The organism is Pseudomonas sp. MHK4 (assembly GCF_054600775.1).
Window position 1 is genome coordinate 462,294 of sequence record NZ_BAAIAK010000001.1, and the last position, 25,137, is coordinate 487,430.

The following is a 25,137-nucleotide window of genomic DNA, read 5'->3' on the forward strand; positions in this document are numbered from 1 at the left end:
GGCATTAACCCTCGCTGCTCGATGATGGACGCTGACTGCACAGAATGAACATGTCATTGCCGTCATCGAACAGGTAGCGCGTCTCGGACAACGACCCCATCCAGTAACTCACGCTGTTTTCCGATCGGAAAATGAACATCCCCAGTGCGCCCGACAGTTCAGGTATCGCGCTGTCTGCTTCGCCCTTGGCGGAACGCACGACATTGATCTGCAGGCGGTGTCCCTGTTGTTGCACTTCAAAGGCACTGTTGCGACGCAGGATGCCCATTTCAGCCCCTGAACCGGTATCGATCAATTGCGCGCGCATGCGCATATGACTGAGCCCGGTGGGCCTCAAGTCCAGTCTGAAACGAGTCGTCAACCACGCCGGACGTGATTCGTACGGCACTTGATGGGCGCTTTCTCCCGTGCACCAAAGATCCGGATTGCTCGTGTGTTCACCCGACAGGCGCCCCAGTGCCACACCCAACAGACCCACGAGTACGAAGGCCAGGCACCACACTGTGTTGGCGATGCGTCTAGTCATTTTGCTGTACGCCAATGCAGCGAGAGCTGGCCGTTTCCAGCACGCCATCGCAAAGAATCTGATCAGCACCACGACGGGACGGTAACAGGTACAGGTGCATGTTTTGCGCCGGGATGCCTAAATGCCCCGCCAGTTCGCGACTGTTGCGGACCATCAGTTGCAGGTGTGAGGTCGCCGGGGGATGTACGTCCTGGGCCGACAGATGTACGCGCACATCATCCATCGTGACGGGCGCGGCGAACGCTGGCGGTGCCACCTCAAGAGAGGGGGGCAGCCAGGTTCTTCCCGAGACAAATGCCAATACGCCCCAAAGAGACAGGGCGAGCCACAAGCCCCAACGCTTTGCCGGTGTTATCGGACGCACTGGCAGCGGTGTCGAATCGGGCTCGGCGGATGCAGGCATTGCCGAGAACGCTGACGTTTCGTCCGGCTCGCCTTCTGCATCGGCCATGGACGATGCAGTAGCCGCAGCCGGGGCGGGCGCCTCGCTGCCCGCCACAACCTCGCCCGGGGCGGGCGCCGTTTGCGCAACGGCTGACAACTCCTCGACGCGCACGCCATCGGCGAGCTTGTAGCCTATGCGAGGCAAGGTCTGGATGAATTCGCGATCGGGCTGCAGTTTCTCCAGGGCCAGGCGCAATTGCCGGATTACCTGGGCCAGGCTGTTGTCGGTCACTTCCAGTCCATATTGCCCCCATGCGCCGGCCATCAGTTCGCGCTTGCGCACCACGGCGCCACCCGACCTGAGCAGCATGGCCAGGCATCGACTGGCAATGGCGCCCAGGCGTAAAGGCTCTTCATTGATGGCATCGACGCGAAACAACAGGAAGTTGTTCTCGTCGAATACCAAGTGATCATCAATCAGCAATTGGCCCATGGCGAGCTTCCGTGCGTGGCAGGACGGCAGGTCGGATATGCGTCGTCGACCTCTAGAGTTAAGCGGCCAATTGTTGCTTTAGCCAACAACTGCGCTGAAAAGGCGCCGAAACTCGTCCGAATCAGGCTTCTACAGAATCGGGCAGGATTTCACTGACATAGCGGTTACGGCCTTGCTGTTTCGCTTGATAGAGCAGCCGATCGGCACGGATCAGCAGGTTCTGGACGCTTTCACCGGGGCCCTGCCAGGCACAGATGCCCAGGCTGCACGTGATGGCAAACTGTTTGCCGGCGTACTCGACGGTCGAATTGCGCAGCGTTTGCAGCAGACGATTGGCCATCTGTTGCGCGCCTTGCAGATCGGTATCCGGCAGCAAGACGAGGAACTCCTCACCGCCGATCCGGGCCACCAGATCCTGTTGCCGTACTGCACGGGTCAGCAACTGCGCGAAAAACTTCAGCACCTGATCTCCGCCGTCATGGCCGTGGGTATCGTTGACCTGCTTGAAATGGTCGATATCCAGCATCAATACGCATATCGGACCCGGGGTGCGCGTGGCGCGCGCCAACTCCATTTCAGCCCGAGTCATCGCATACCGGCGGTTGTACAGGCCAGTGAGAAAGTCGCGGGTGGCCGCCCGATGTTGCTCCACACCGTTATCCATCAGATGTGCCACCAGCCCACTGATCAGCAGTAAACAAGCCATGACGGCGAATGCCAGGATCAATCCCAGGCCGTTCAAGCTCAGGAACTGCGACAGAAAATCCGGGGCCAGTGGCTCGCTGTAGATATGCATTTGCAGCCCATGGTGCAGGTTTGCAAAGTCGCGGGAGAAGCGCTCCTCGCCTCGCACCTGAGGAGGCTGTCCGGTCGACCAGGCAGCATCCGTGGCCGGCAAGTAGGTTGCCTTGCCGGAGGTGAAATGGATGTCGAAATACAAGGTTGGCCCCTGACTCTGCGTCAGGGCGACATGCACGATGAGGCCCCTGGCAAGCGCTGACCCCATTGCCTGGGGCGGCAGCAGTGGTTGCGGCTCCATTCGGGTTTGCGTTTCCTGGATCACGGCGTAACGCCCATCACAAGTAAAACCCAGCTGTTGCCGACTGGTCATGTGGATGGCGCTATCTCTGAGCGTAATTCGAGGCGCCTGCGGCTTGGGCAACGGTGCCATCTGATGAATCGGCACCCGTAGCGTGAACTGTGCCAGCCCGTCGATATCAGTGCTCTGGGTCGCGGTAGAACGCTGTTGTCCGGCAATGAACTCATCTGACAGGCAACCTTTAGGCGGCGGATTGGCCGTCAGCATGGACTGTTGCAGTTTATGGGTTTGCAGATTGTTCAACAGGCCCGAGTACCCCCAGGCGCTACGTTGAGCCAGCAGTGCTTGCTGACTCTCCAACAGCATGTGGTATTGGCGCTCATAGCGATCGACCACGGCAACGACAATAAGCATCGACAAAACGGCCACTGTTATCCAGCAACTGCGCTTGATAGCCTGCGCGTGCCTTACGACCCAGCTCATGATCTTTACTCCGATGTGCCAGTCGGCACCGTTTGTTCGCAACTAAGCTGCCACGCCCCGGCAGCCGTCAACCCACCGCGACCTCAGGGGAGTCCTCGGTAACGGGGTCGGCGTAGCGTTCGGCGATCTGTTCAAACTCTTTTTCAAGGCCGATGAAGGCTGCCGCCACATCCGGATCAAAATGCCGGCCGGCACCGTCCTTGATGATCGCCACGGCGGTCTCGTGGCACATTTGCGATTTGTAGACCCGTCGACTGATCACCGCGTCGTAGACATCGGCGACCGCCATCAAGCGCGCGCTGACTGGAATGGCCTCACCGGCCAGACCTTCGGGATAACCGCTGCCATCCCATTTTTCGTGGTGGCACAGCGCAATTTCCTTGGCGATGCGCAGGAAGGGCACTTGCGCCCCCAACATTTCCTCGGCATTTACCAACGCCTCATAACCCAGTCGGGCGTGGGTCTTCATGACTTCGTATTCAGCGGGCTCGAAGCGGCCCGGCTTGAGCAGGATATGGTCGGCAATACCGACCTTGCCGATATCGTGCAGTGGCGCCGACTTGAACATCAGCTCAATGCTCTGATCATCCAGATGCGCGCTGAATCGAGGGTGATCGCGCAATTTTTCCGCCAACAACTGAACGTAATGCTGCGTTCGTCGCAGGTGGTTACCGGTCTCGTTGTCGCGAGTCTCGGCCAACGACGCCAAGGCCAGGATGGTCACGTCATGGGTGGCTTGCAGCTCACGGGTGCGCGCCAGGACTTCCTGGTCGAGCCAGGTATTGTGTGAACGCAACAGGTCTGCTGCGGCCTTGAGGCGCAACTGGGTCTGCACCCGCGCCAGCAGGGTAGGCGGGTTGATCGGCTTGAACAGGTAGTCGATCGCTCCAAGCTCGAACCCCAGGCACTCATCTTCGTCCTGATTGCAGGCGCTAAGAAACAGGATCGGCACATCCTGTGTCCTGGGATCACCCTTGAGGCGACGGCAGACTTCGTGGCCATCCATCCCGGGCATCATCACATCCAGCAGGATCAGATCGGGTATCGCCCGCTCGACGATCTGCAACGCCTGGGCACCGCTGGTGGCAATTCGCACGTGATAAAGCCCACACAGCAGCTCACTGATCAGCTGCAGGTTGGCCGGCATATCGTCGACCACCAGCACGGTGGGTCTACAGGTAGAGCTGTTCAAGTGGACGTCCTCGTGACGGGTGTCACCGGATGGGTCGGTAAAAGCAGCCGGGGGCAACCCCGCATTTCTGCCAAGTGAGCGCAGTAACGCACGCCTCCCACACCTCTGCTCTGAAATGGGTTGAACTGAGCCGCCGGGCGCTGAAAAACGCTGAAAACTTATGAGCCGCGCGGTTTCAACGGCTTGAACGGCGTATTGCCCGGGTGTTTCGATCCATTCATTGCGCCAGTTGTACAGCTCCCAGGCCCTCTCTCAGACAGACCCGCGCCCGCTCGAAATCGAATTCCATGACGGCGCTTTCCAGTGGCGGGAAGCGATGGGCAAACGCGCCGTGCAATACGTGCGCACCTGAGGAAAAACAGGGTACTGCCTGCGCATCGAAATCACCCAGCAGGGCGTCGAGATCGCGACAGATCCGTTGCAGCTCGACAACGTCGACCGTCGTTGGCGCAGTCTCGTTTTTGCCGGGCAATTTCTCGCGCAATTGCCCCAGCAGTGCGTCCAGGGAGGTAGACAATGCCCGCAGGCCAATTTGCAGCTCATCCACGGGGCGTTTGGCGCGCAGTGCCTGCTCCAATTCACTGGCCGCCTGTGCGACGGCGTCGGCACCGATGGTCGCTGACGCGCCTTTGCAGCCATGGACCAACCACTCGGCTTGAACGAGTTCGCCTGCCGCCAGCGCCGCACGCAACTGTTGCAACAACGGGCTCTGATCGGCCAGGTAGCGGTGCAACAGATCCACATACAGGTTGTGGCGGCCCATTACCCGTCGCAGCCCGGCAACCCAATCCAGACCGTCGAGCTGCAAGGCCGAGACAGCGCCACTCACCGCTGACTCCGGCGTCACCAGGTGTTTTGGGTCGGCCGAAGTCTCAGTGAGCCAACGTCGCACAATGGCGTAGAGCGTCTGCGGCTCGAAGGGCTTGCTGACAAAGTCATTCATGCCGGCCGCCAGACAAGCGTCACGATCACGCTGGCTGGCGTTGGCGGTAATCGCGATAACCGGCAGGGTACTCAGCCCCGGCAGCCGGCGTAGCAGGCGGGTGGTCGCCAGACCATCAAGCAGCGGAATCTGCATGTCCATGAACACCAGGTCATAGCGCATTTCAGACAACCGATTCAGCGCCTGACGGCCATCCACCGCGATATCGACCCAACAACCCACCGCCTGCAGCAATTCGGTGGCCACCTGCTGGTTCAGTTCATTGTCTTCCACCAGCAAGACACGGGTCCCTTCGCCAGCACTCCAATCGCTGTAATGCTCTGCAGCGGTGTGGCCATCAACGACATCGCTGCGGGCCAATGGCAGGCAGACCTCGAACCAGAAGTGACTGCCTTCGCCCAGCGCACTCTGGACGCCGACTTGCCCCCCCATCAACCCTGCCAGTTGCTTGGCAATGGCCAGCCCCAGCCCTGTGCCCCCGAAGCGCCGTGTGGTTGAGGCGTCAGCCTGCTGGAAGCTCTGGAACATGTGTTTGAGCTGGTCGGACGAGAGCCCTATGCCGGTGTCATTAACGCTGAAATACAGCAAGGCATCATCCGCGCCGGCCCGACGCAGGTTCACCTCAACCCGAATCCCTCCACGTTCGGTGAACTTCACCGCATTACTAAGGTAGTTGAGCAGTATTTGTCGCAGACGCAGCGGATCGCCGCACAGACATTCGGGCACATCAACAGCCACGTCGAGGTGCAAATCCAGGCCTTTATCGGCAATGCGTGGACGCACCTGATCGAGCACTTCTTCAAGCAAGCGGACCAGGCTGAAATCGCGATTCTCCAGCTGGAGCTTGCCGGCCTCGATCTTGGAAAAATCCAGGATGTCGTCAATGAGCCCCAGCAAATGGCGGCTGGAGCTTTGGACTTTGTCCAGGTAGTCGCGCTGACGCTCGTCCAGCTGCGTCTTCAACGCCAGATGCGTCATGCCGATGATGGCGTTCATCGGTGTGCGGATTTCGTGGCTCATGTTGGCCAGGAACTCGGCCTTGATACGTGCACTGTCTTCGGCCAGTTGCCGCGCCTGCTGCATCTCGTCTGCCGCGGCTTGTTGGGCGGAAATGTCTTCGATGATCCAGATCGAGCCGCGTGAATGGTTTGCGGATGCGATGGCCCGGGCACTGACGCTGGCCCAGAAGCATCGGGCATCCTTGCGACGAAGTTGCACTCGCTGCTGATAGATTTTGCCGCTGTCCAGCGCCTCTCGAACCTGCGTTTCAAGCGTCTTCAACGATCGCGCGGAAATGACCTGATCCAGCCAGATCAGCGGGGAGCACTGCAATTGCTCGCCCGGCGCATATCCCAATAATTCATCCAGCCGCGAATTGGTCTGTGTGATCAGTCCGTCCTGCACCAGTGCAATGCCATAGGGCGCCGAGGTCACGATGGCCTGCTGCTGTTCGTGCGCTTCGCGCAGGCTGCGTTCCTCCTCTTTGCGCTGGCTGAGATCGCTAATCGCGATGCACAGGCATGGCTTTCGATCCTGTCGCGCCGGCAGCAGGCACAGACGCACCTCGGCAGGAAACTCGCGACCATCGGCACGCCGAGCGAGCAGCTCGGCGGTGCCCGGTACCTTGTTCACACGCACTCGCTCGAGCAGGGCGTCGATGGCCCCGAGCTGGCTGTCTGGCACCAGCGAGCGATAACTCTGGCCCAGCAAGTGGCCGGGGGCGTAACCAAAGACCACTTCGCTTTCGTGATTGGCCAGGATCACACCGTCCTCGTCGAACACCAATAGCGCTTTAGGGGCAAATTCGACGATGCCGCGAAACCAGCTTTCGGTGGCTTCCAGGGACTGCTGGCGTTGTTGCAGAATCAACGCCTGACGCTCCAGTTGCCGGGCCAGCAGGTGGGCTTGCTGCAATAACTGCTGGTTGTGCGTGCGTTGCTCCAGCAAATTCAGCAATATGCCGAGACGATTGGGCAAGCTGTCGAGCAACTTCAACTGGGCAGGATCCGGGCGATGGGCGAAGCCGAGTTCGAGGCTGGCCAGCTGCTGCCCCTGTTGCTGCAGGGGCAAACTGTAGTGCACCTGGCCGGTACGCCTGGCGAACGGCTCCGAGTCGAATAGCAAAACCGTGTTGCACCCCAGCCATTCGCCCAGTTTCTGCTGCACCGCTGCGGCAAAAGTCTCGCGACTGGTGCACAACTGCAACGCTTGCACCAGCTCGCCGAGGTGCCCTTTGACCCAGTGCTGTCGATGCAGCTCTTCATTGACATCGACATACGCATCGAAGGCTTCGGCCAGGGTCACGACTTCAGCAAGTCCCTGGCGCTGCGGCGGTTCGCCAAGGGCTTCGCCTGCACGCAGGCGGCGCATGCGCTCGGACAGGCGCAACAGAGGGATCATCAACTGGCGGCGCAGCAAGACCAGAAACGTCCATAGGCCGGCGCCCAACGTCATCAGCTGCATCAGGACATTGATGTGGCTGGCCAGCCTGGCTTTGTTCCGGGCGGCCTCGAAGTCGCTGTTGAATCGTTGGGTAACGGAGAGGGTGAGTTGATTGAGCGCCTCTGCAAAATTCCACTCGGAGTTGATGTAGGTGGTCCCTGAAAGCAGGGATGGACCCCCTCGGTGCCAGCTCTCTTCCATTGCCTGGCGCTCCATACCCGTCTGCTTGAGATCCATCTCCTCGACCCTGAACAGCAATCGGGTTTCCAGGTCAGTCAGTCCAATCGCGCGAAAGTCCTGCGCCGCTTGCTGGAACGTCCGGTCTTTTTGCCACTTCTGGTTGTATTGGGTCAGAAACAGTTCGTCGCCCGTGCTGACATAAAGGCGAGCCAGTTGCGTCAATTCGCGGTTGAGCGTCGCCATCCGGGCAACGCCGGTCATGGTCTGGTGACGACGATCAGTGGCCCGCTCGGCTTGGGCACCGTAATACTCATCCAGCGTTACGGTGATCAGGCAGGCGATCAACGCCATGCCAAATCCAATCGAGATGAGTTTGCTCAGACGTTCCAGGCTCATGGGGTCTCCTGCGACAACAGCCACGGACAAGCGCCGCAAGCATGGGTGTGCAGTAAACCGTCACGGCGGTGCCGGTGCTGTGAAAACAGCTGATCCCAGCGTATTGATCGATGAAAAACGCTGAAAAGCTGTGAAACGCAACCAATGCCCCCGAGCTGCCGAGTGCAACGAGGCTGCGATCTTTTGATTTTTTAAAAGCAAGGTCAAAAGATCGCAGCCTGAGCATCAGTGCGAATGACGAGGCTCGCCACCACTTCGGGCTATCACCCGCAAATGCAGGGTGGCCGGCTCCAGGCAGCCGCCCGTGGATAGCTGGCCGACCAGTTGCCGGTACAGCTCTTGCCAAGGGGTCTGGGAGGCTGGGATGTTTGGCGTCCACTCGGCGCGGCGGCGGGCCATTTCGGCTTCGTCGACCAGCAGGTTGACCGAGCGCGCGTTGAGGTCCACGCGCAGGCGGTCGTTGGTTTTCAGCAATGCCAGGCCACCACCGACGGCTGCCTCCGGCGACATGTTGAGGATCGAGGGGCTGGCTGAAGTGCCGCTCTGGCGCCCGTCGCCAAGGCAGGGCAGGGAGTCGATGCCTTGCTTGATCAGCGCGGCCGGAGGGGCCATGTTCACCACTTCGGCACTGCCCGGGTAGCCCACCGTGCCTGCGCCACGAATGACCAGGATGCAGCGCTCGTCGATCTCCAGCGCCGGGTCATCGATCCGGGCGTGATAGTCCTCCGGCCCTTCGAACACGATCGCCCGCGCTTCGAAGCTGTTCTGCGCGCCAGGTTCGGACAGGTAGGTCTTGCGAAACGCCTCACCCACCACCGACATCTTCATGATCGCACTGTCGAAGAAGTTGCCGCTGAGCACAATGAAACCGGCGCGGTGCTTGAGCGGCGTTTCAAAGGGGTAGATCACGTCGGCGTTGCTGGTCAGCGTGCTGCTGACGATTTCGCCGATGGTCTTGCCGCTGACCGTGGCGCAGTCTTCGTGCAGGCGCCCGGCTTTCTTTAATTCATGCATGACCGCCGGAACGCCGCCCGCACGATGGAAACCTTCGCCCAGGTACTTGCCGGCCGGCATGCAGTTGACCAGCAGCGGTACGTCTTCGCCAATGCGTTGCCAGTCATCGAGGCTCAGCTCGACGCCCATATGGCGGGCGATGGCAATCAGGTGAGGAGGGCAGTTACTCGATGCCCCCAGTGCCGAGGCCACGGCGATCGCATTTTCGAAGGCCTCACGGGTCATGATCTGCGACGGACGCACATCCTGCATCACCAGCTCGCAGATGCGCTTGCCGGTGGCGTAGGCCATTTGTCCGCGTTCACGATAGGGTGCCGGAATACTCGCGCAACCCGGCAACGACATGCCCAAGGCTTCAGCCAGGGCATTCATCGACAAGGCGGTGCCCATGGTGTTGCAGTGACCCACCGAAGGCGATGCCGCGGTGGTCATTTCCATGAAGCCTTCGTAATCGATTTCCCCGGCGGCCATCAGGTTGCGTGCATGCCAGAGCACAGTGCCGGAGCCGATCAGTTCACCTTTATGGTGGCCATCGAGCATCGGCCCGCCAGACAGGACAATGGCGGGCAGATCGGTGGTCGCGGCAGCCATCAGGCAGGCCGGGGTGGTCTTGTCGCAACCGGTGGTGAGCACGACACCGTCCAGTGGATAGCCGTGGAGAATCTCCACCAGCCCCAGATAGGCCAGGTTACGGTCCAGTGCGGCGGTAGGCCTGCGTGACTGTTCGGCGATCGGATGGACGGGGAACTCCATGGGGATGCCGCCAGCATCACGAATACCGGCCTTGACCCGCTGCGCAAGTTCCAGGTGATGACGGTTGCACGGGGTCAGGTCGCTGCCAGTCTGGGCGATACCAATGATCGGACGGCCCGATTGCAGCTCTTCACGGGTCATGCCGTAGTTCATGTAGCGTTCGACATACAGGGCAGTCATGTCGGCGTGGGCAGGGTCGTTGAACCATTGCTCGCTGCGCAGGCGGCGTCCAGGCGTGTTACTCATGATTCATTTCTCTCTTGTCATTGGATGAATCGACAATCTGTGGTGGCATCAGCGTGCAAGCAGTCCACGGGCGGCCAGGTTGCGCAGCAAGGCACCCACGCCAAAGGTCCATGGCGTTGCCTCAGAGCTGTGGGTCACCTGGTTGTGCAGGCTGCCAAGCAAGGGACTGCTGATACTGACCCGGTCACCCAGTTTGTGGGTGAAACCGCTGCCGACATGATCGCGATCTGCGGTAGGGGCGAACAGCGTACCGAGAAACAGCAGGAAACCATCGGGATACTGGTGATTGGCGTTGAGGGTCTGGCCGGCCAGGTCTTGTGGGTCTCGGCTGATCTGGCTCATGGAACTCGACCCGTGCATCCGGTAACCGTCCTCACCTTGTACCTCAAGGTCGACCACGCAGGCGCGGACATCGTCCAGGCTGAAGTGCTCATCGAACAGGCGGATGAACGGCCCGATCGAGCAGGAAGCGTTATTGTCCTTGGCCTTGCTGAGCAACAGCGCGCTACGGCCTTCGAAGTCCCGCAGGTTGACGTCGTTGCCCAGGGTCGCACCGTGGATCTGCCCGCGGCTGTTCACCGCCAGCACCACTTCCGGTTCCGGGTTGTTCCACTGCGAACCAGGGTGGATGCCAATCCGGCTGCCGCTGCCGACAGAGGCCAGGACCGGTGCCTTGGTGAAGATTTCCGCGTCCGGACCGATACCCACTTCCAGATACTGTGACCACATGCCCTGTTCGATCAGAAAGGCTTTCAAGCGCATGGCCTGCTCGGAGCCTGGAACGATCGAGCTCAGGTTGTCGCCGATCACCCCGTGCACGGTGGCCCGCACCGCTTCTGCCTTGGCGGCATCACCACCGGCCTGCTCCTCGATCACACGCTCGATCATGCTGGCGGCGAAGGTCACGCCGGCCGCCTTGATCACCTGCAGATCCAGGGGCGGCAGCAAATAAGGCTTGGACGGGTCGGCGCCGGGACCGGTGTTGGCCAGCAGGGCTTGGACGCTGGCGATGAAAATGCCGGGCGTTTCGCGTACTGCCGAGAGGGGAGCGTCGGATTCCAGCAAGTCACTCAAGGTCGCGAAACGCTCCGACAGGTCGAATACGCCATCGGTGCGCAGGACGATCGGCGAAGGTCCGGCGATGTGTCCTGGCACCCAGGCACGGCCGATCAAGGTACCGGCCACACCATCGACTGGCAGGGTGTTTTCGGGAGTAAGCATTAGCGACATGGCAATCTTCCTGGTTCGTAAAGACTTCACGCTAGGGCGGCCAGCCGATAAACTCCAATGAGATAATTTCAATAATTGATAACGTGCAGTTATTGCTTCGCGAGGTGTGCCCATGTCGGAACTTTCATTTACCCACTTTTGCGGATGGCTCAAATTCAGGCATTTGCAGCTGATCGACACCTTGGGCCGCACGCGCAACATGCACCTGGCGGCGCAACAGATGAATCTCAGTCAGCCGGCCATCAGCAAGATGCTCAAGGAAATCGAAAGCCTGCTTGGCTTTGCCTTGTTCGAACGCCTGCCGCGCAGCATGCCCCCCACGGCATTGGGTGAGCATGTGCTGCGCTATGCGCAGATCGCACTGAATGATGCGCGCTCGTTCGTCGAACAAATCAGCAGCCTGCGCGAAGGTGGGCACGGCCACCTCAGGATCGGCGGTATTTTCGCCGCCACCGCCGTGGCGTTACCCGAAGCCATCTTGCAGATCAAGGAACGCTGGCCATTGCTGTCGATCGAGGTGGTGGAGCAAACCAGTAACCACCTGATGAAAATGCTCGAGGAAAAAAATCTCGACCTGGCCATCGCCCGTTTCACCGATCAAAGCCAACAGCAACATTACGACTACCAACCACTGGCGCCCGAACCGTTCTGCATCGTGGTCAACGACCGTAACCCGCTGGCCGCTGCCGGCCCCATCCCGTTGCAGCAATTGGTGGACTTGCCGTGGATTCTCTACCCGGTGGGCACACCCATTCGCGGGCGCATGGAACTGGCGTTCGCCGAGGCCGGCGTGGGAATGCCGCGAAACACCGTGGAAACCATCTCCATGCAGACCTTCCTGCAGGTGCTGAAACGCGGGCCCATGATCGGCATGCTGCCCAATGCCATGGTCGATCCACTCCTCGAGAGCGGCCAACTCAAGATGCTGGATACGCCGTTGCACCTGGTGCCACAGGATTACGGCATCCTCACGCGCAAGGGCGAGCAACTGGTGGGGGCAGCCCTGGAATTTGCCGAGATATTGAAGGCCAACGCCCGGCTGGCCCGGGACTCGACGAGCTGAAGACGCCGTCGTGTGCAGGGCTTTTTCGATAACCGATCGTTATCGGTTAATCGGAAAATGCCATTGGGAATGAATCGATTCGCGCCAGTAAAGTGACCCCGTCGATAAAAACAATCAGGCATGTCCACATGCCCAGGGGTTACTCATGCAAACGATATCCGAGCAGTTACCTGCGCAGGTACAAACCAGCGAGCTCGACTTTGAAGACCGGACCTACCGCAAGGTTATCTGGCGCATCCTTCCGGTCCTGCTCCTGTGCTACATGGCCGCGTACCTGGACCGGGTCAACATCGGCTTCGCCAAGCTCGACATGCTCAACGAACTGCAATTCAGCAACACCGTCTATGCCCTGGGCGCGAGCATGTTCTTCTGGGGCTATTTCCTCTTTGAAGTGCCGAGCAACCTGTTGCTGCATCGTTACGGCGCACGCTTCTGGATCGCCCGTATCATGTTGACCTGGGCCGCGATCTCCATGGCCGTGGCATTCACCGTGCCACTGGCGGGCTTCTTCCACATCCAATCGAGCACGATGTTCTACGTGCTGCGCTTCCTGCTGGGCATCTGTGAAGCCGGCTTCTTCCCCGGGGTGATTCTCTACCTCAACTACTGGTTTCCCACCCATCGGCAAAGCCGGGTGATGTCCGGGTTCCTGATGGCCATGCCGATCAGCCTGACCCTGGGCGGCATCCTTTCCGGCTGGTTGATGAACAGCATGCAAGGCGTGCACGGCATGTCCGGCTGGCAATGGATGCTGATCATCGAGGGCATTCCGTCGGTGATCATGGCGTTCGTCGTCATCGTCTGCCTGGCCAACAACATCGACTCCGCCAAATGGCTGTCCGCGGCGGAGAAAGCCTTGCTCAAGGCCAATCTGCAAACCGATAACCAAGGCAAGGCTTCGCGTTTGAGCGAAGTGTTCTTCAATCCGCGGGTTTGGCTGCTGGTCTTGATCCTGCTGACCTTCAACACCGGTTTTTACGGACTGGCGTTCTGGATGCCCTCGATCATCAAGAGCACCGGTATCACCAACAGCTTGCACATTGGCTTCCTGACCGCCATTCCCTATGCCGTAGCCGTCGTGGCCATGCTGCTCAACGCCCGCCACTCCAACCGCACCGGCGAGCGACGCATGCACGCCGCGATCCCTGCGTTCATCGGTGGTGTCGGCCTGATCCTCAGCGCCTTCTTTGCTGACAACCTGGTGCTGTCCGTGTTCTTCCTCAGCATCGCCGCGTCCGGGATTCTCAGCCTGATGCCGATTTTCTGGACCCTGCCGGGGACCGTGCTGTCGGGTGTCGCGGCGGCTGCCGGCATCGGCATGATCAACGCCATCGGCAATCTGTCCGGCTTCACCGGTTCCATGATCACCGCCGTGGCGGAGAACCTCACCGGCAACATCAACAACGGTACCTATGTCCTGGCGCTGTGCCTGTTCGTCAGCGGCGGGCTGATCCTGGCGATTCCCGCATCGATGCTCGGCAGGACTGCAAAAACCGCAACCGCCACCGCGAAGCTGGAGGCTGCATGAACCTGCACAACAAACGCGTGCTGATCACCGCAGCAGGGCAGGGTATCGGCCTGGCCAGCGCCATGGCCTTTGCCCAGGCCGGCGCCGAGGTGTTTGCCACTGACATCGATATCCAGGGACTGGCCGGCGTTGAGGGCATCACCGCCATCACCCTGGACGTGACGTCAGCCGAGGCCATCAGCGAAGCCAGCGAGCGTGTCGGTGGACTGGACGTGTTGTTCAACTGCGCAGGGTATGTGCACAGCGGTAACATCCTGGCGTGTGACGAAGCGTCCTGGGCGCGTTCGATGGACATCAATGTCACGGCCATGTACCGGATGATCCGAGCCTTTCTGCCGGGTATGCTGGCACGTGGCGGCGGATCGATCATCAACATGTCTTCAGTGGTCTCCAGCGTCATGGCCGTGCCCAACCGCTTTGCCTATGCTGCCAGCAAGGCAGCGGTGGTGGGGCTGACTAAAGCCGTTGCCGCTGACTTCATTAGCCAGGGTATTCGCTGCAATGCGATTTGCCCTGGCACAGTGGAGTCGCCGTCGCTGCGCCAGCGCATTGGCGCCCAGGCTGCGCAGCAGGGGGTTGACGAAGCACAGGTCTATCAGCGATTTCTCGATCGCCAACCCATGGGTCGAATCGGCAGCGCCGAAGAGATTGCCCGGTTGGCCTTGTACCTGGGCAGTGATGCGTCCTCATACACCACCGGTGGCGTGCACGTCATCGATGGCGGCATGAGTATCTGAATTGCGGTTTGTACTTTCAGTTTAAGCAGGAGAAGCACATGAAACTGTTGCGTTATGGCGAAAAAGGTGCGGAGAAGCCCGGCCTGCTGGATGCCGACAATCAAGTCCGCGACCTCTCGGGCCACGTGGCGGATATCGCCGGGCAGGTCCTGAGTCCTGAAAACCTGGCAGCGCTGGCCGCTATCGATCCGGCCAGCCTGCCGATCGTTGCCGGGCAGCCGCGCATTGGTGCTTGCGTGGGGCAGGTCGGAAAATTCATCTGCATCGGCCTGAACTACGCCGACCATGCGGCCGAGTCGAACATGGAAGTGCCCAAGGAACCGATCATATTCAACAAATGGACCAGCGCCATCTGCGGCCCTGACGACAACCTCGAGATACCACGGGGCTCGCTCAAGACGGATTGGGAAGTGGAGCTCGGCGTGGTGATTGGCAAAGGCGGGCGCTATATCGATGAAGCGAACGCCATGGAGCATGTCGCTGGCTACTGCGTGATCAACGATGTCTCGGAGCGTGAATGGCAACTGGAGCGTGGCGGCACCTGGGACAAGGGCAAAGGCTTCGATACGTTCGGCCCGCTCGGCCCGTGGCTGGTCACCCGCGATGAAATTGCCGACCCGCACTCGCTGGACCTGTGGCTGGAGGTCGACGGACACCGCTACCAGCAAGGCAACACGCGCACGCTGATCTTCAATGTGCCGCAACTGATTGCCTACCTGAGCCGCTGCATGAGCCTGCAACCGGGCGATGTGATTTCCACTGGCACGCCGCCGGGCGTCGGCTTGGGCATCAAGCCACAACCGGTCTTCCTGCGTGCGGGGCAGACGGTTCGCCTGGGCATTGCGGGGTTGGGCGAACAGCGACAAGTGATTGTGCAAGCGGATTGAGTTATCAATAAACAGACCCTCCTGCTCCCAATCGCGCCCGACAACGCGCGCCCATTCAACTGAAAGCGAGATCATCGGTGCTCAGAAATGTGACGGACATGGATCTGCGCCTGTTGCGCATTTTTTCCATCGTCGTGAAGTGCGGTGGGTTTACGGCTGCGCAGGCCGAGTTGAACATGAGCCAGTCCAACATCAGCACGCACATTTCAAGCCTGGAAAAACGCCTCGGTTATCGCATCTGCGAGCGCGGCAAGGGCGGGTTTCGCTTGACCGAAAAAGGCCAGCGAATCCTCAAGGCATCGACAGCGTTATTTGGTGCGGTGGATGCCTTTCGCGACGAGGCACAGGATCTGGCCGGGCGCCTGGTGGGTGATCTGTATCTGGGCCTGGCCGATAACATCGCGACCTTGCCCACCGCCCGGATCGATGCGGCCATCGGCCGTTTTTATCAGCGCGACCATGACATGCATGTGCACATCTTCGTCAACTCGCCCACGGAGTTGGAGTTGGCGGTCATCGATGGGCAACTGGACCTGGCGATTTCCTATTTCAGCCGGCCGTTGCCGACGCTGGCCTACCAGCCGTTGTACAAGGAAGAAATCGGTATTTTCTGCGGGCATAAGCACCCGTTGTTCTCGGTCGATGCGCCCACTGTCGAACAGCTGCGGGCCAGTGACTGGATCAGGCATGGTTTCCTGCCGGCCGACCAGGTCCTGCCGGTGGCACCCGAGCGCGCTTCCGCCACCGCCCATCATATGGAAGCGGTGGTCCATGGCGTACTGGCCGGGACACACCTGGGGTATCTCCCGGCCCATTACGCCCGGCCCTGGCTGGCGAGCGGTCAAATGCGCGCGTTGAATCCGGCGACGCTGCGCTACGAGGTACAACACAGCATGATCACCCACGTCGGACACCCGCAAAGCGAAGCCGTGCGAGCCTTCATCGATGACTTGCTGGCCGAGCACAACCTCTAAGCCTGTCAGCCAAGGCAGCGGGTGATGTGTTTGACCGACTGATAGGCGGCCAGGCCCCACGGGCCCAGCTCGCGACCGATGCCGCTGCCCTTGGTGCCGCCCCAGGACGTCTCGACGAACACCGCCTGGATCGAGTTGATCCAGACGTGCCCGACCTCCAGGGCCTGGGCGACGCGTTCGGCGCGAACCAGATCGGCGCTGATGACGGTAGCCACCAGGCCAAAGCGGCTGTCGTTGGCCAACGCCAGTGCTTCTTGCTCGGTGGAGAAGCGACGGGTACACAGCACCGGGCCGAAAATCTCTTCGGTCCACAAGCGGCTGGTTACCGGCACGTGCGCATAAATCGTCGGGTTGACGAACCAGCCCGGGTCACGCTGCACGTCGCCGCCGGTCACGCAATGCAAGCCTTCGCTGCGGGCGATGGCAAAGTATTGCGACACTTTTGACCATTGCGCCTGACTGGTGAGCGGGCCCATATCGACTTCGCCGTTCAGCGGATTGCCAACCCGCAGCGTTTCGAATGCGCTTTTCAGACGCAGCATCAATGCATCGGCGATGCTGTCCTGGACGAGCAGACGCGAGGTCGCCGAGCACATTTGCCCGGCATTCCAGCAGATGCCGGCGACGATCCATTCAACGGCCTGGTCGAGGTCGCAATCGTCGAACACGAGAATGGCGGACTTGCCTCCCAGCTCAAGCGTCAGAGGGCGGCAATGGGCCGCCGAACTGCGCATGACCTGGCTGCCGACGGCATTGCTGCCGGTGAACGACAGCTTGTCGATACCTGCATGGTTGCTCAGCGCTGCGCCAACTTCGGCTTTGCCGCCCACGATGTTCAGCACGCCCGCGGGCAGGCCCAGAGCATCGGCGATATGGCCGTAGGTCTGCTCGATCAACGGAGTGATCTCCGACGGCTTGAGTACCACCGTGCAACCGGCGGCCAGTGCCGGTGCGAGCTTCCAGGCACTGGTGACCAAGGGGAAGTTCCACGGCACGATCAAGCCGACCACGCCCACCGGATCAAGGCGCGTGTGGGCCTTGAAGCCCGGAACGGCCAGCGGCACATCGCGGTCCTGCCGGTCGTCCAGTCCTTGCGCCAGGCCGGCGTAATAGCGAAACGTGGCGACGGCATCGTCGATGTCCACCACGGCTTCATGGCGGGGTTTGCCATTGTTCTGCATCTGCAGCGTGATCAGTGCTTCGCGGCGCGCTTCGATCTGTTCGGCAAAACCATTCAAATAAGCCGCGCGTTGCGACGCACTGAGGTTGCGCCAGCCGGACAGTGCCTGGCGCGCAGCGGCAATGGCTTGATCGACTTGCGCAGCACTTGCTGCAGTCAGCTCGGCAAAGGGTTGGCCCAGAGCCGGGTCGAAGACGGTGATGCACTCGACACCTTCACCCGCTACCCAGTGTCCGTCGATGTAATGAGCGGCCGTCATGGTTGTACTCCCCGAAGAGCGCCCTGAACGGCGTTGCGGAAAATCTGGCTGTAATCGTCTGCGCTCAGGACGCAGGCGTTGGTGTCCGATGAAGAAATGTCGGCCAGTGCCTGTTCTCCTACCCAGGACGCTGCATCGGCATCAAGACCGATTTCAGCCAATGAATGAGGAATGCCGAGGCGTTGGCGCAGGTCCAGCACCCAGTCGAGAAAGCCGTCGAAATCGGCTTGCGGCAACTCCAGATAGCGCGCCAGGCGCGCGATGTCCGGGGCAATCGTTTCCCGGTTGGCAATCAGGACATAGGGCAGGAGGATTGCGTTCAACAAGCCGTGGTGTTTGTGATAGCGGGCGCCCAGTGGATGGGCGAGGGCGTGCACACCGCCCAGGCCCTTCTGGAAAGCCACGGCGGCCATGGCGGAAGCCACGAGCATGCCTTCGCGCGCGACCATGTCCTGGCCATTGGCATGGGCATTGATCAAGTGCTGCTCGATCAGGCGAATGCCCTCCACTGCAACGCCTGAAGACATCGGGTGATACAGGGGCGAACAAAAGGCTTCAATGTGATGGGTCAAAGCGTCCATTCCAGTTGCCGCCGTCAGGGTGGGCGGCAGACCTCGGGTCAGGATCGGGTCGAGAATCACGGTGGCCGGGAGCAGTTCCGGGTGGCTGATCACCCGTTTGATGTTCTCTTCGCGGTGGGTCAACACGGCTTCGCGGCCCAGTTCCGAGCCAGTGCCGGCAGTGGTCGGCACCGCAATCAAAGGTGGCAACCCCAGGCGCGGAAAATCCGCCAGGGTGGGGTAGTTGGCGATGACCTGCGACCATTCGAAGCGTTGCAGACCTTGCCCATCGACGACCGCCAGGCTGATGCCCTTCGCGGCATCCATCGCGCTGCCACCGCCCAGGGCGATCAGTGAATCATGCTTGCCGGCCTCGAACGCAGCCACGCCTTGGGCCACGTCCGCCATGCTCGGGTTGCTGGCGACTTCGCTGAACACGCTAAATGCAATATCAGCCTGGGTCAGGTGAGCCTTGAGCAGCGCCAAGGGTTCCAGGGACAGCATGCCAGGGTCGGTGACCAGCAAGGGATTGCGCATGCCCAGCAAGATGCAGCGTTCTGCCAATGCATCGAGCGCACTCGGTCCGCAGAAAATATCCGTGGGGTAATTCCAATAATGAAGGGACATCTGAAACTCCAGATCGGCAAGGCGCAGGGGAGGCGCCTTGCACGGCATGACAAGGGCGTTATTGAACGTGCAGGTGAGGGCTGACGGTGCGTTGATAGGGTTTGGCATAGATCATGTAGATCAGGCCCAGTACCGCCAGGATCGAGAACACCAGGATCACCGCCCAGACCTGAAACCACGGTGCACCGGGTGGTGCGAGCGATTCCCGTGGCCAAGCCACGTTGATGCTTTCGAACACCAGCCAGAAGAACGCGGCGAGGTTGATCGGCACACCCCAGCGACCGAGGCTGAACACGCCAGGCTCGGCTTTCCATTTACCGCTCAGGCGAGCGAGCAGGGCGCAGGTCACCACGATCAGAAACACCACGAAGAATCCGCCGCTGCCAAACGCGATCAGGGTGCCAACGGCCGTGGCGTTCAAGCCCAGGGCCAGGCCGAAGCTGGCAAACAGCGTGCTGAACACCATGGCGGCGAAGGGCACTTTGCGCTTGTCCACGCGGCGCAACAGCGTTGATGCGGGGAGGATCGAGTCCCGTGCCATGCCGAACACCGCGCGGCCGATGTAGGTCTGGACCGAGACGACGCACGCGATGAACGCTACCAGCACGATGCCCACGAACGGTCGTTCCGACCAGGTGCCAAAGGCATCGACGACCGCGGGGGTGACCGGGTCGACGACCTGGCCGGACACCATCGCCGCGGTGTCGGTATAGGACAGCGTGACAGCGAACGCCGTGAGCATCACGGTCAACCCGACCAGAATCATCGAGCGCAAGATGGCACGCGGAGTCGATGTGCGGGCGTCAGCGGTCTCCTCTGACACTTGCGAGCAGGCATCAAAACCGAGGAACGCCCAACCCCCAACGGCCATGGCTGTCAGGAAGCCCGACAGGTAGGAACCGTCGGCACCCTGCGTAGATGTCAGGCCTTCAAATACCAACGACAACGAATGGTTGCGAAAGAACAGCAGCAACAATACGCCGATGCCGATGGAGGCAATCGCCTCGGCGATGATGCCGGCATTGACGAAATATTTGAGCGGGTTGATCCCGAACAGATTCACCCCAAGCCCCAGCAGCAACAGCATGGCACCACTGAACACCTGGGCGTTGGCGGAAGGTGGTAAGCCTGTGAAAAACAGCCACAGCCAGAAGCCGCCCAAATAGGCCACGGTGGTTAACGAGGCCAGTGCAGAGGCCAGGTACATGAATCCGGTAAACCACGCCCAGCGATCGCCCGCCAGACGCTTGACCCATTGGTAGCAACCACCGGCAAGCGGGTACTGCGAGGCCAGCTCGGCATAGACCAGGGCCACGAGCAACTGCAACGCCAGGCACAACGGCACGATCCAGACCCATGAGGGGCCGACACTCATGGCACCCAGCGACATGACCGAATAGATGCCGACCACGGGCGAAACCGTGGCGAAGCCGACCGAAAATGATGACCACAGAGACAACCCCCGGTGCAGCTCCTGGGCATAGCCCTGGCTGTGCAGCAGGTGTTCATCGGCGCTTTGCCGTGTAGATGACATAGGAATTCCTTGAGTCGGCAGACACATTTATTTTTAGGATCGCCTTGTTTGTTCAGGCGTACCGACGAAACGAGCTCCTTCGGGAAAGGAGTCATAAAGAGCTTAAGGGGGCGAAACATCAAAGAAAATTCATATGTTTAGAGGCTGACATCTGGATTTATTGATGTATTGGAGAAAGGTACCGGTACCTCTGCGCATCCCCTGTAGGCGCTGTCGAGTGCAACGAGGCTGCGATCTTTTGATTTTTAAAAAGCAAGATCAAAAGATCGCAGCCTGCGGCAACTCCTACGCGATACACGCGGCCATCAACCGGCGGGTGCACGCCTTAAAGGCGCGACCACGATTATCGGCGTCGATGCAGTCGCCGAACGCATGAGCGTCGCCAAACAACTGGGTGCAACCCATGTGGTCAATTTCAAGGACGGCGATGTGGTTGAACAGATCATGGCCCTGACCGATGGGCGTGGCGTCGATGTGTCCATCGAGGTACTGGGCACCCAGGGGACCTTTGAATCGGCGCTGCGGATTCTGCGTCCGGGTGGTCGGCTTTCCAGCCTGGGGGTTTATTCCACCAACCTGCGCATTCCGCTGGGCGCTTTCGCTGCCGGTCTGGGCGACTACAGCATCATCACGACCTTGTGCCCCGGCGGCAAAGAACGCATGCGGCGATTACTCCGTAGAGCCGATTGCAACCTTTCGCCCCAACCTGCGAATCTGCCTGGAAAGGGAGGGGCATCTCCAGCGTCATTTCACAGTTTGAACCTCAACCTGATCCTTAGCCCTCGGACAGCTTCTTCAATCGATAGGCCAGCGCTGGTCGCGTTATGCCAAGTAGGCGGGCGGCTTCCGAGACGTTCTGGTTCGCTCGATCCATAGCGCCCTGTAACAGCTGTTGTTCCACGTCATCCAGACTCACCCCGAGATCGAGGAGCCTGTCCACCCAATCATCTGCAGGCTGAAGCTTCTGGCTGATCAAGTTACCTTCACTCGACAGCCCAATGCTGAGTGCCTCTACAGACAAGTGCGGGAAGAGCGCCTCCACCGAGATGGTCTTGTTGTTGTCCGTGATGATCACACCACGCTCCAGCAGGTTTTCAAGCTCGCGAATATTGCCCGGCCAGTCATAGCGCAGGCACGCCTCGTAGGCACGATCGGATAGGCCGAGGGTCTTTTTTTCGTAGCTCTGGTGCAACTTGTCCAGAAAATGCTCAATCAAGAGGGGGATGTCTTCGCGGCGATCACGTAATGCCGGAATTCGAACGGGATAGACATTCAGTCGGTAGTAGAGGTCGGCTCGAAATCTTCCATCTTTTACCGCCTGGCCCAGGTCTTCGTGTGTAGCGCCTATTACGCGCACGTCGACTCGTCGAGTCTGGCTATCGCCCACCCGTTCGAGCTCTCCCTCCTGCAGCACACGCAATAAACTCGCCTGAGCGCGTGGGCTGAGTTCGATAATCTCGTCAAGAAACAGGGTGCCTCCATGCGCCCGCTCGAAACGGCCCATACGAGATTGTTGTGCACCGGTATACGCGCCTCTTTCAACGCCAAACAGCTCAGCTTCTATCAGGTCTGGGCTGATTGCCGCACAGTTCAGAGCAATGAAAGGACCTCCCGCACGCTCACTGCGCAGATGCAGGCTGCGGGCGATGACTTCCTTTCCGACGCCCGTTTCACCCAGCAGCAACACCGACGCTTTCCCTGGCGCGACCTTGTCAATCAGATCACAGGTCTTGCGGTAAATGGCAGATTGACCAATCCCATAAAACTGCCCGTCCCGCAGCTCGAGACGTTTGTTCATGTTGTCGACTTGAAGCTGCAGGGTACGCAGCTCATCGATGATTGGGTCACTCTGGAAGTAGCGCATGAATGTATCGGCATCCTCCCACTCTTCAGCGGGCTTACCGATGATGCGACATACGCTGTCGCCACAGCCGCGGCAGCTGACTTCCTTGTAGATGATCTGGCGACCGGTAAAAAATGACGAATAGCTGATCGCATACCCGAGCAACGTCCAGCAGACGGGTTGCTCGGAATGCAGTTGCTCGCTCTGATGATTCTCGACCTCGAACGAGTCGATCCATTGGATTTCGGCGTAGAAGGTTCCTGCCTCGATATCAATGTTCATGACGATCGGATGTACCTTGACCATACCCTTGAGCGAGTGCAGTTGAGGGCCTATCAGGAACATGTCGATGTCACTGCCGTTGGGGCGTAATTTTCGGGCCAATTCAGCATCTTTCAGTCCGGACTGATAGCCCAGCCGAAGGAAAAACCCCTTTGCACGCTCTTCGCCGATCGTCTCGATGAGTTCTCGGCGAAACGACGCCATCGATGAAACCTGCATCAGCATCATCCGCTGTTCATCAAGCCAGATTTTCCCCTCACTGCCGAGGAAGTGGATGCGATCGGTCAGATCCTTGAGCAGCGCGGAGTGCTCCGACGCTCGGTACTTCATGGTCATGCAAACACACCCCTAAGTCTTTTTTGTTGGTGGGGATGATTCGTCACCCTGCGCCCAGGCTGAGGCGTTTGGGGTTGCGAACCAGAACTCTTGCAGCTTGCGCTCCTTGAAAAATCCGTATCCAGAGCGTCTTGAAAGCGGTCTTGGAGGCATCGCCAACACAGGGTCAAGGATAGTCCCAATGGCCATTGTCATATATGGGCCATTTGCTCAAATCGGCAGGCCCGGGATTGATCAAATGATCAAATCATCGTAATCAGCACGCTCGCCAAATTAGCCCCGTAAATAGAAAACGGATCGCTAAAACACGCTTTATCTATCTGTTTTATAAGATTTTTATTTTTTGTCATTTTCTCATTGCTGGTGCTGGCACCGTTGTTGCTCCGTCCCCCTGCAGAACAACAGGGGAGTACCCGAGCATGAATCAACCTGGTAGCAACTTCGACCAGATGCCGCGCTACATCCGCGTGCGCAGCAAACCAGAAGAAGCCTTTGTCGAGTTCGATTTCGCAATCGGCTACCCGGAGCTGTTTGTCGAGTTGGTGCTGCCGCATCAAGCCTTCAAGCAGTTTTGCCAGAACAACCATGTGCAACACATGGACGCGCAAATGTCCGACGCCCTGGACGCCGATGCACGCAAGTGGCGTTACGGCGACACCCGCGAAGCTGAATAAGCCGCCCACCATCCTAAAACAACAACTACAGGAGACCACTCCATGAGTGTCGAGATCAAGACGACGACTGCCGAGACGATCCGCAACACCTTCAGCCATACCCGTCGCCGTTTTGGCGACAAGGTTGCCAGCCGTTATCAGGAAGCCAGTTTCGACCTGGAATCGGCGACCAATTTTCATTATCGGCCGCTATGGCAACCCGACAAACTGCTCAACGATGCCACCCGTACCGATGTGGTCATGGCCGACTGGTATGCAGTCAGCGATCCGCGCCAGTACTACTACGGTGCCTATGTCCAGGCCCGGGCCAAGATGCAGGAAAACGCCGAGCACGATTACGCCTTCTGTGAGAAGCGCGACATGCTCGCCAGCCTGTCACCAGAGCATATCCAGCTGATCAGTACGCTGCTGCTGCCTCTTCGCCATGCGGAGTTGGGCGCGAACATGAACAACAGCAACATCGCCGCCGACGGCTTCGGCACCAGCGTCACGCAGATGCACATGTTCCAGGCCATGGACCGACTGGGCATCGCTCAATACCTGTCGCGAATCGGTCTGATGCTCGATGACGGCGACGTCCAGCTTCTCGCCCAGGCCAAACAGTCGTGGCTCAACGATTCTGCCTGGCAGGGGCTGCGCCGCTACGTCGAAGACACCCTGGTCATTCGTGACTGGTTCGAATTGACCGTAGCGCAGAACGTCGTCAGCGATGGTCTTGTTTACCCGCTGATGTTCCACAAACTCGACGAGCATCTGTCGGCCAACGGCGCCGGCCAGGTTGGCATGCTGACCGAGTTCATGCGCCTATGGTTCGCCGAAAGCCAGCGCTGGGTGGACGCTCTGCTCAAAACGGTTATCAACGAAAGCCCTGAAAACAAGGCAATGGTGCAAGGCTGGGTCGATCGCTGGAGCCAGCGCTCGCTTGAAGCCTTGGCCCCATTGGCAGCCAAAGGTCTCGGTGCTGCTGCGCTCCAAGCCGTCCAGGCGGAATTTATCGCTCGCTTGAAAAAAATTGGCCTGACAGGAGTTGCCGCATGACTTCCCTCGTTTACATCAACCTGCAAGACACCGATTACTCACGCTCGATCGTCGAAGCGATCAGGACAGACAACCCCCACGCGGTTGTCCAGCATCAGCCGTCGATGATCCGCATCGAGGCCAGTAAACGCCTTGAAATTCGTCGTGAAACCGTGGAGCAGATCACCGGCACCCCATGGGACATCCAGGAAATGCTGATGTACGTGATCACCCTGGGCGGCAACGTCGAGGAAGAAGACGACAGTTTTTCCCTGCACTGGAACAGCTGAGTGCTGCCATCGCGCCGTTAGCGTT

Annotated in this window: 19 protein-coding genes and 1 pseudogene; 9 read left to right on the top strand and 11 right to left on the bottom strand. The window is 59.7% G+C overall.

Translation table 11 applies throughout. The features are described 5' to 3' along the window. Nucleotides 1–4: 4 nt before the first annotated feature. The 7 genes from ACYP2Q_RS01990 to ACYP2Q_RS02020 form a co-directional block, all read right to left on the bottom strand. Nucleotides 5–526, bottom strand: a complete 522-nt coding sequence (locus ACYP2Q_RS01990; protein WP_459728921.1) for a hypothetical protein — start codon at nucleotides 524–526, stop codon at nucleotides 5–7. Continuing rightward, complete coding sequence (locus ACYP2Q_RS01995; protein WP_459728922.1) at nucleotides 519–1,403, bottom strand: winged helix-turn-helix domain-containing protein; 885 nt, start codon at nucleotides 1,401–1,403, stop codon at nucleotides 519–521. Before ACYP2Q_RS01995 ends, ACYP2Q_RS01990 begins: the two co-directional genes overlap by 8 nt. Before the next feature lie 121 nt (nucleotides 1,404–1,524). After that, nucleotides 1,525–2,925: a GGDEF domain-containing protein gene (locus tag ACYP2Q_RS02000; protein WP_459728923.1), complete on the bottom strand. Its 1,401-nt coding sequence runs from the start codon at nucleotides 2,923–2,925 to the stop codon at nucleotides 1,525–1,527. Between the two features lie 67 nt (nucleotides 2,926–2,992). Beyond that, nucleotides 2,993–4,117, bottom strand: coding sequence for a response regulator (locus ACYP2Q_RS02005; protein WP_459728924.1), 1,125 nt, complete (start codon nucleotides 4,115–4,117; stop codon nucleotides 2,993–2,995). Between the two features lie 217 nt (nucleotides 4,118–4,334). Then, a complete protein-coding gene (locus ACYP2Q_RS02010) occupies nucleotides 4,335–8,078 on the bottom strand; it encodes a response regulator (protein WP_459728925.1) in 3,744 nt (1,247 codons plus the stop codon). Nucleotides 8,079–8,303: 225 nt separating this feature from the next. Next, nucleotides 8,304–10,091 (bottom strand): IlvD/Edd family dehydratase, encoded by a 1,788-nt coding sequence (locus ACYP2Q_RS02015; protein WP_459728926.1) that lies wholly within the window; start codon nucleotides 10,089–10,091, stop codon nucleotides 8,304–8,306. A 48-nt stretch (nucleotides 10,092–10,139) separates the two neighbouring features. Beyond that, nucleotides 10,140–11,321, bottom strand: a complete 1,182-nt coding sequence (locus ACYP2Q_RS02020; protein WP_459728927.1) for a fumarylacetoacetate hydrolase family protein — start codon at nucleotides 11,319–11,321, stop codon at nucleotides 10,140–10,142. Nucleotides 11,322–11,433: 112 nt separating this feature from the next. Here ACYP2Q_RS02020 and ACYP2Q_RS02025 point away from each other — a divergent pair, with 112 nt between their 5' ends. From ACYP2Q_RS02025 to ACYP2Q_RS02045, 5 genes are all read left to right on the top strand, one after another. Further along, on the top strand, nucleotides 11,434–12,384 hold the full coding sequence (locus ACYP2Q_RS02025; protein WP_459728928.1) for a LysR family transcriptional regulator: 951 nt from the start codon (nucleotides 11,434–11,436) through the stop codon (nucleotides 12,382–12,384). Nucleotides 12,385–12,529: 145 nt separating this feature from the next. Continuing rightward, the gene (locus ACYP2Q_RS02030) at nucleotides 12,530–13,912 is read left to right on the top strand and encodes an MFS transporter (RefSeq protein WP_459728929.1); all 1,383 of its coding nucleotides are present in this window, start codon (nucleotides 12,530–12,532) and stop codon (nucleotides 13,910–13,912) included. Continuing rightward, entirely contained in the window at nucleotides 13,909–14,649 is a 741-nt protein-coding gene (locus ACYP2Q_RS02035; RefSeq protein ID WP_459728930.1) for an SDR family oxidoreductase, read from the top strand. The genes ACYP2Q_RS02030 and ACYP2Q_RS02035 overlap by 4 nt, the downstream gene beginning before the upstream one ends. Nucleotides 14,650–14,687: 38 nt before the next feature. Next, complete coding sequence (locus ACYP2Q_RS02040) at nucleotides 14,688–15,536, top strand: ureidoglycolate lyase (protein ID WP_459728931.1); 849 nt, start codon at nucleotides 14,688–14,690, stop codon at nucleotides 15,534–15,536. Between the two features lie 77 nt (nucleotides 15,537–15,613). Beyond that, entirely contained in the window at nucleotides 15,614–16,510 is an 897-nt protein-coding gene (locus ACYP2Q_RS02045; RefSeq protein ID WP_459728932.1) for a LysR family transcriptional regulator, read from the top strand. Between the two features lie 5 nt (nucleotides 16,511–16,515). Here ACYP2Q_RS02045 and ACYP2Q_RS02050 read toward each other — a convergent pair whose 3' ends face one another. Genes ACYP2Q_RS02050 through ACYP2Q_RS02060 form a run of 3 tightly spaced genes read right to left on the bottom strand, consistent with a single transcriptional unit; the run spans nucleotide 16,516 to nucleotide 20,670 of the window. After that, nucleotides 16,516–17,949 (bottom strand): aldehyde dehydrogenase family protein, encoded by a 1,434-nt coding sequence (locus tag ACYP2Q_RS02050; protein ID WP_459728933.1) that lies wholly within the window; start codon nucleotides 17,947–17,949, stop codon nucleotides 16,516–16,518. Continuing rightward, nucleotides 17,946–19,136: an iron-containing alcohol dehydrogenase gene (locus ACYP2Q_RS02055; protein ID WP_459728934.1), complete on the bottom strand. Its 1,191-nt coding sequence runs from the start codon at nucleotides 19,134–19,136 to the stop codon at nucleotides 17,946–17,948. The genes ACYP2Q_RS02050 and ACYP2Q_RS02055 overlap by 4 nt, the downstream gene beginning before the upstream one ends. Nucleotides 19,137–19,194: 58 nt before the next feature. Further along, nucleotides 19,195–20,670 (bottom strand): APC family permease, encoded by a 1,476-nt coding sequence (locus ACYP2Q_RS02060; protein ID WP_459728935.1) that lies wholly within the window; start codon nucleotides 20,668–20,670, stop codon nucleotides 19,195–19,197. A gap of 312 nt (nucleotides 20,671–20,982) precedes the next feature. Between ACYP2Q_RS02060 and ACYP2Q_RS02065 the strand changes: the two are divergent. Further along, a pseudogene (locus ACYP2Q_RS02065) lies at nucleotides 20,983–21,345 on the top strand (zinc-binding dehydrogenase); the annotation flags it as partial. A gap of 100 nt (nucleotides 21,346–21,445) precedes the next feature. Here ACYP2Q_RS02065 and ACYP2Q_RS02070 read toward each other — a convergent pair. Then, a complete protein-coding gene (locus ACYP2Q_RS02070; RefSeq protein WP_459728936.1) occupies nucleotides 21,446–23,131 on the bottom strand; it encodes a sigma 54-interacting transcriptional regulator in 1,686 nt (561 codons plus the stop codon). Nucleotides 23,132–23,550: 419 nt separating this feature from the next. Here ACYP2Q_RS02070 and ACYP2Q_RS02075 point away from each other — a divergent pair, with 419 nt between their 5' ends. Genes ACYP2Q_RS02075 through ACYP2Q_RS02085 form a run of 3 tightly spaced genes read left to right on the top strand, consistent with a single transcriptional unit; the run spans nucleotide 23,551 to nucleotide 25,112 of the window. Continuing rightward, entirely contained in the window at nucleotides 23,551–23,805 is a 255-nt protein-coding gene (locus ACYP2Q_RS02075; protein ID WP_459728937.1) for a phenol hydroxylase subunit, read from the top strand. Nucleotides 23,806–23,847: 42 nt separating this feature from the next. After that, nucleotides 23,848–24,843: an aromatic/alkene monooxygenase hydroxylase subunit beta gene (locus ACYP2Q_RS02080; protein ID WP_459728939.1), complete on the top strand. Its 996-nt coding sequence runs from the start codon at nucleotides 23,848–23,850 to the stop codon at nucleotides 24,841–24,843. Continuing rightward, complete coding sequence (locus ACYP2Q_RS02085; RefSeq protein ID WP_459728940.1) at nucleotides 24,840–25,112, top strand: MmoB/DmpM family protein; 273 nt, start codon at nucleotides 24,840–24,842, stop codon at nucleotides 25,110–25,112. Before ACYP2Q_RS02080 ends, ACYP2Q_RS02085 begins: the two co-directional genes overlap by 4 nt. Nucleotides 25,113–25,137 lie beyond the last annotated feature (25 nt).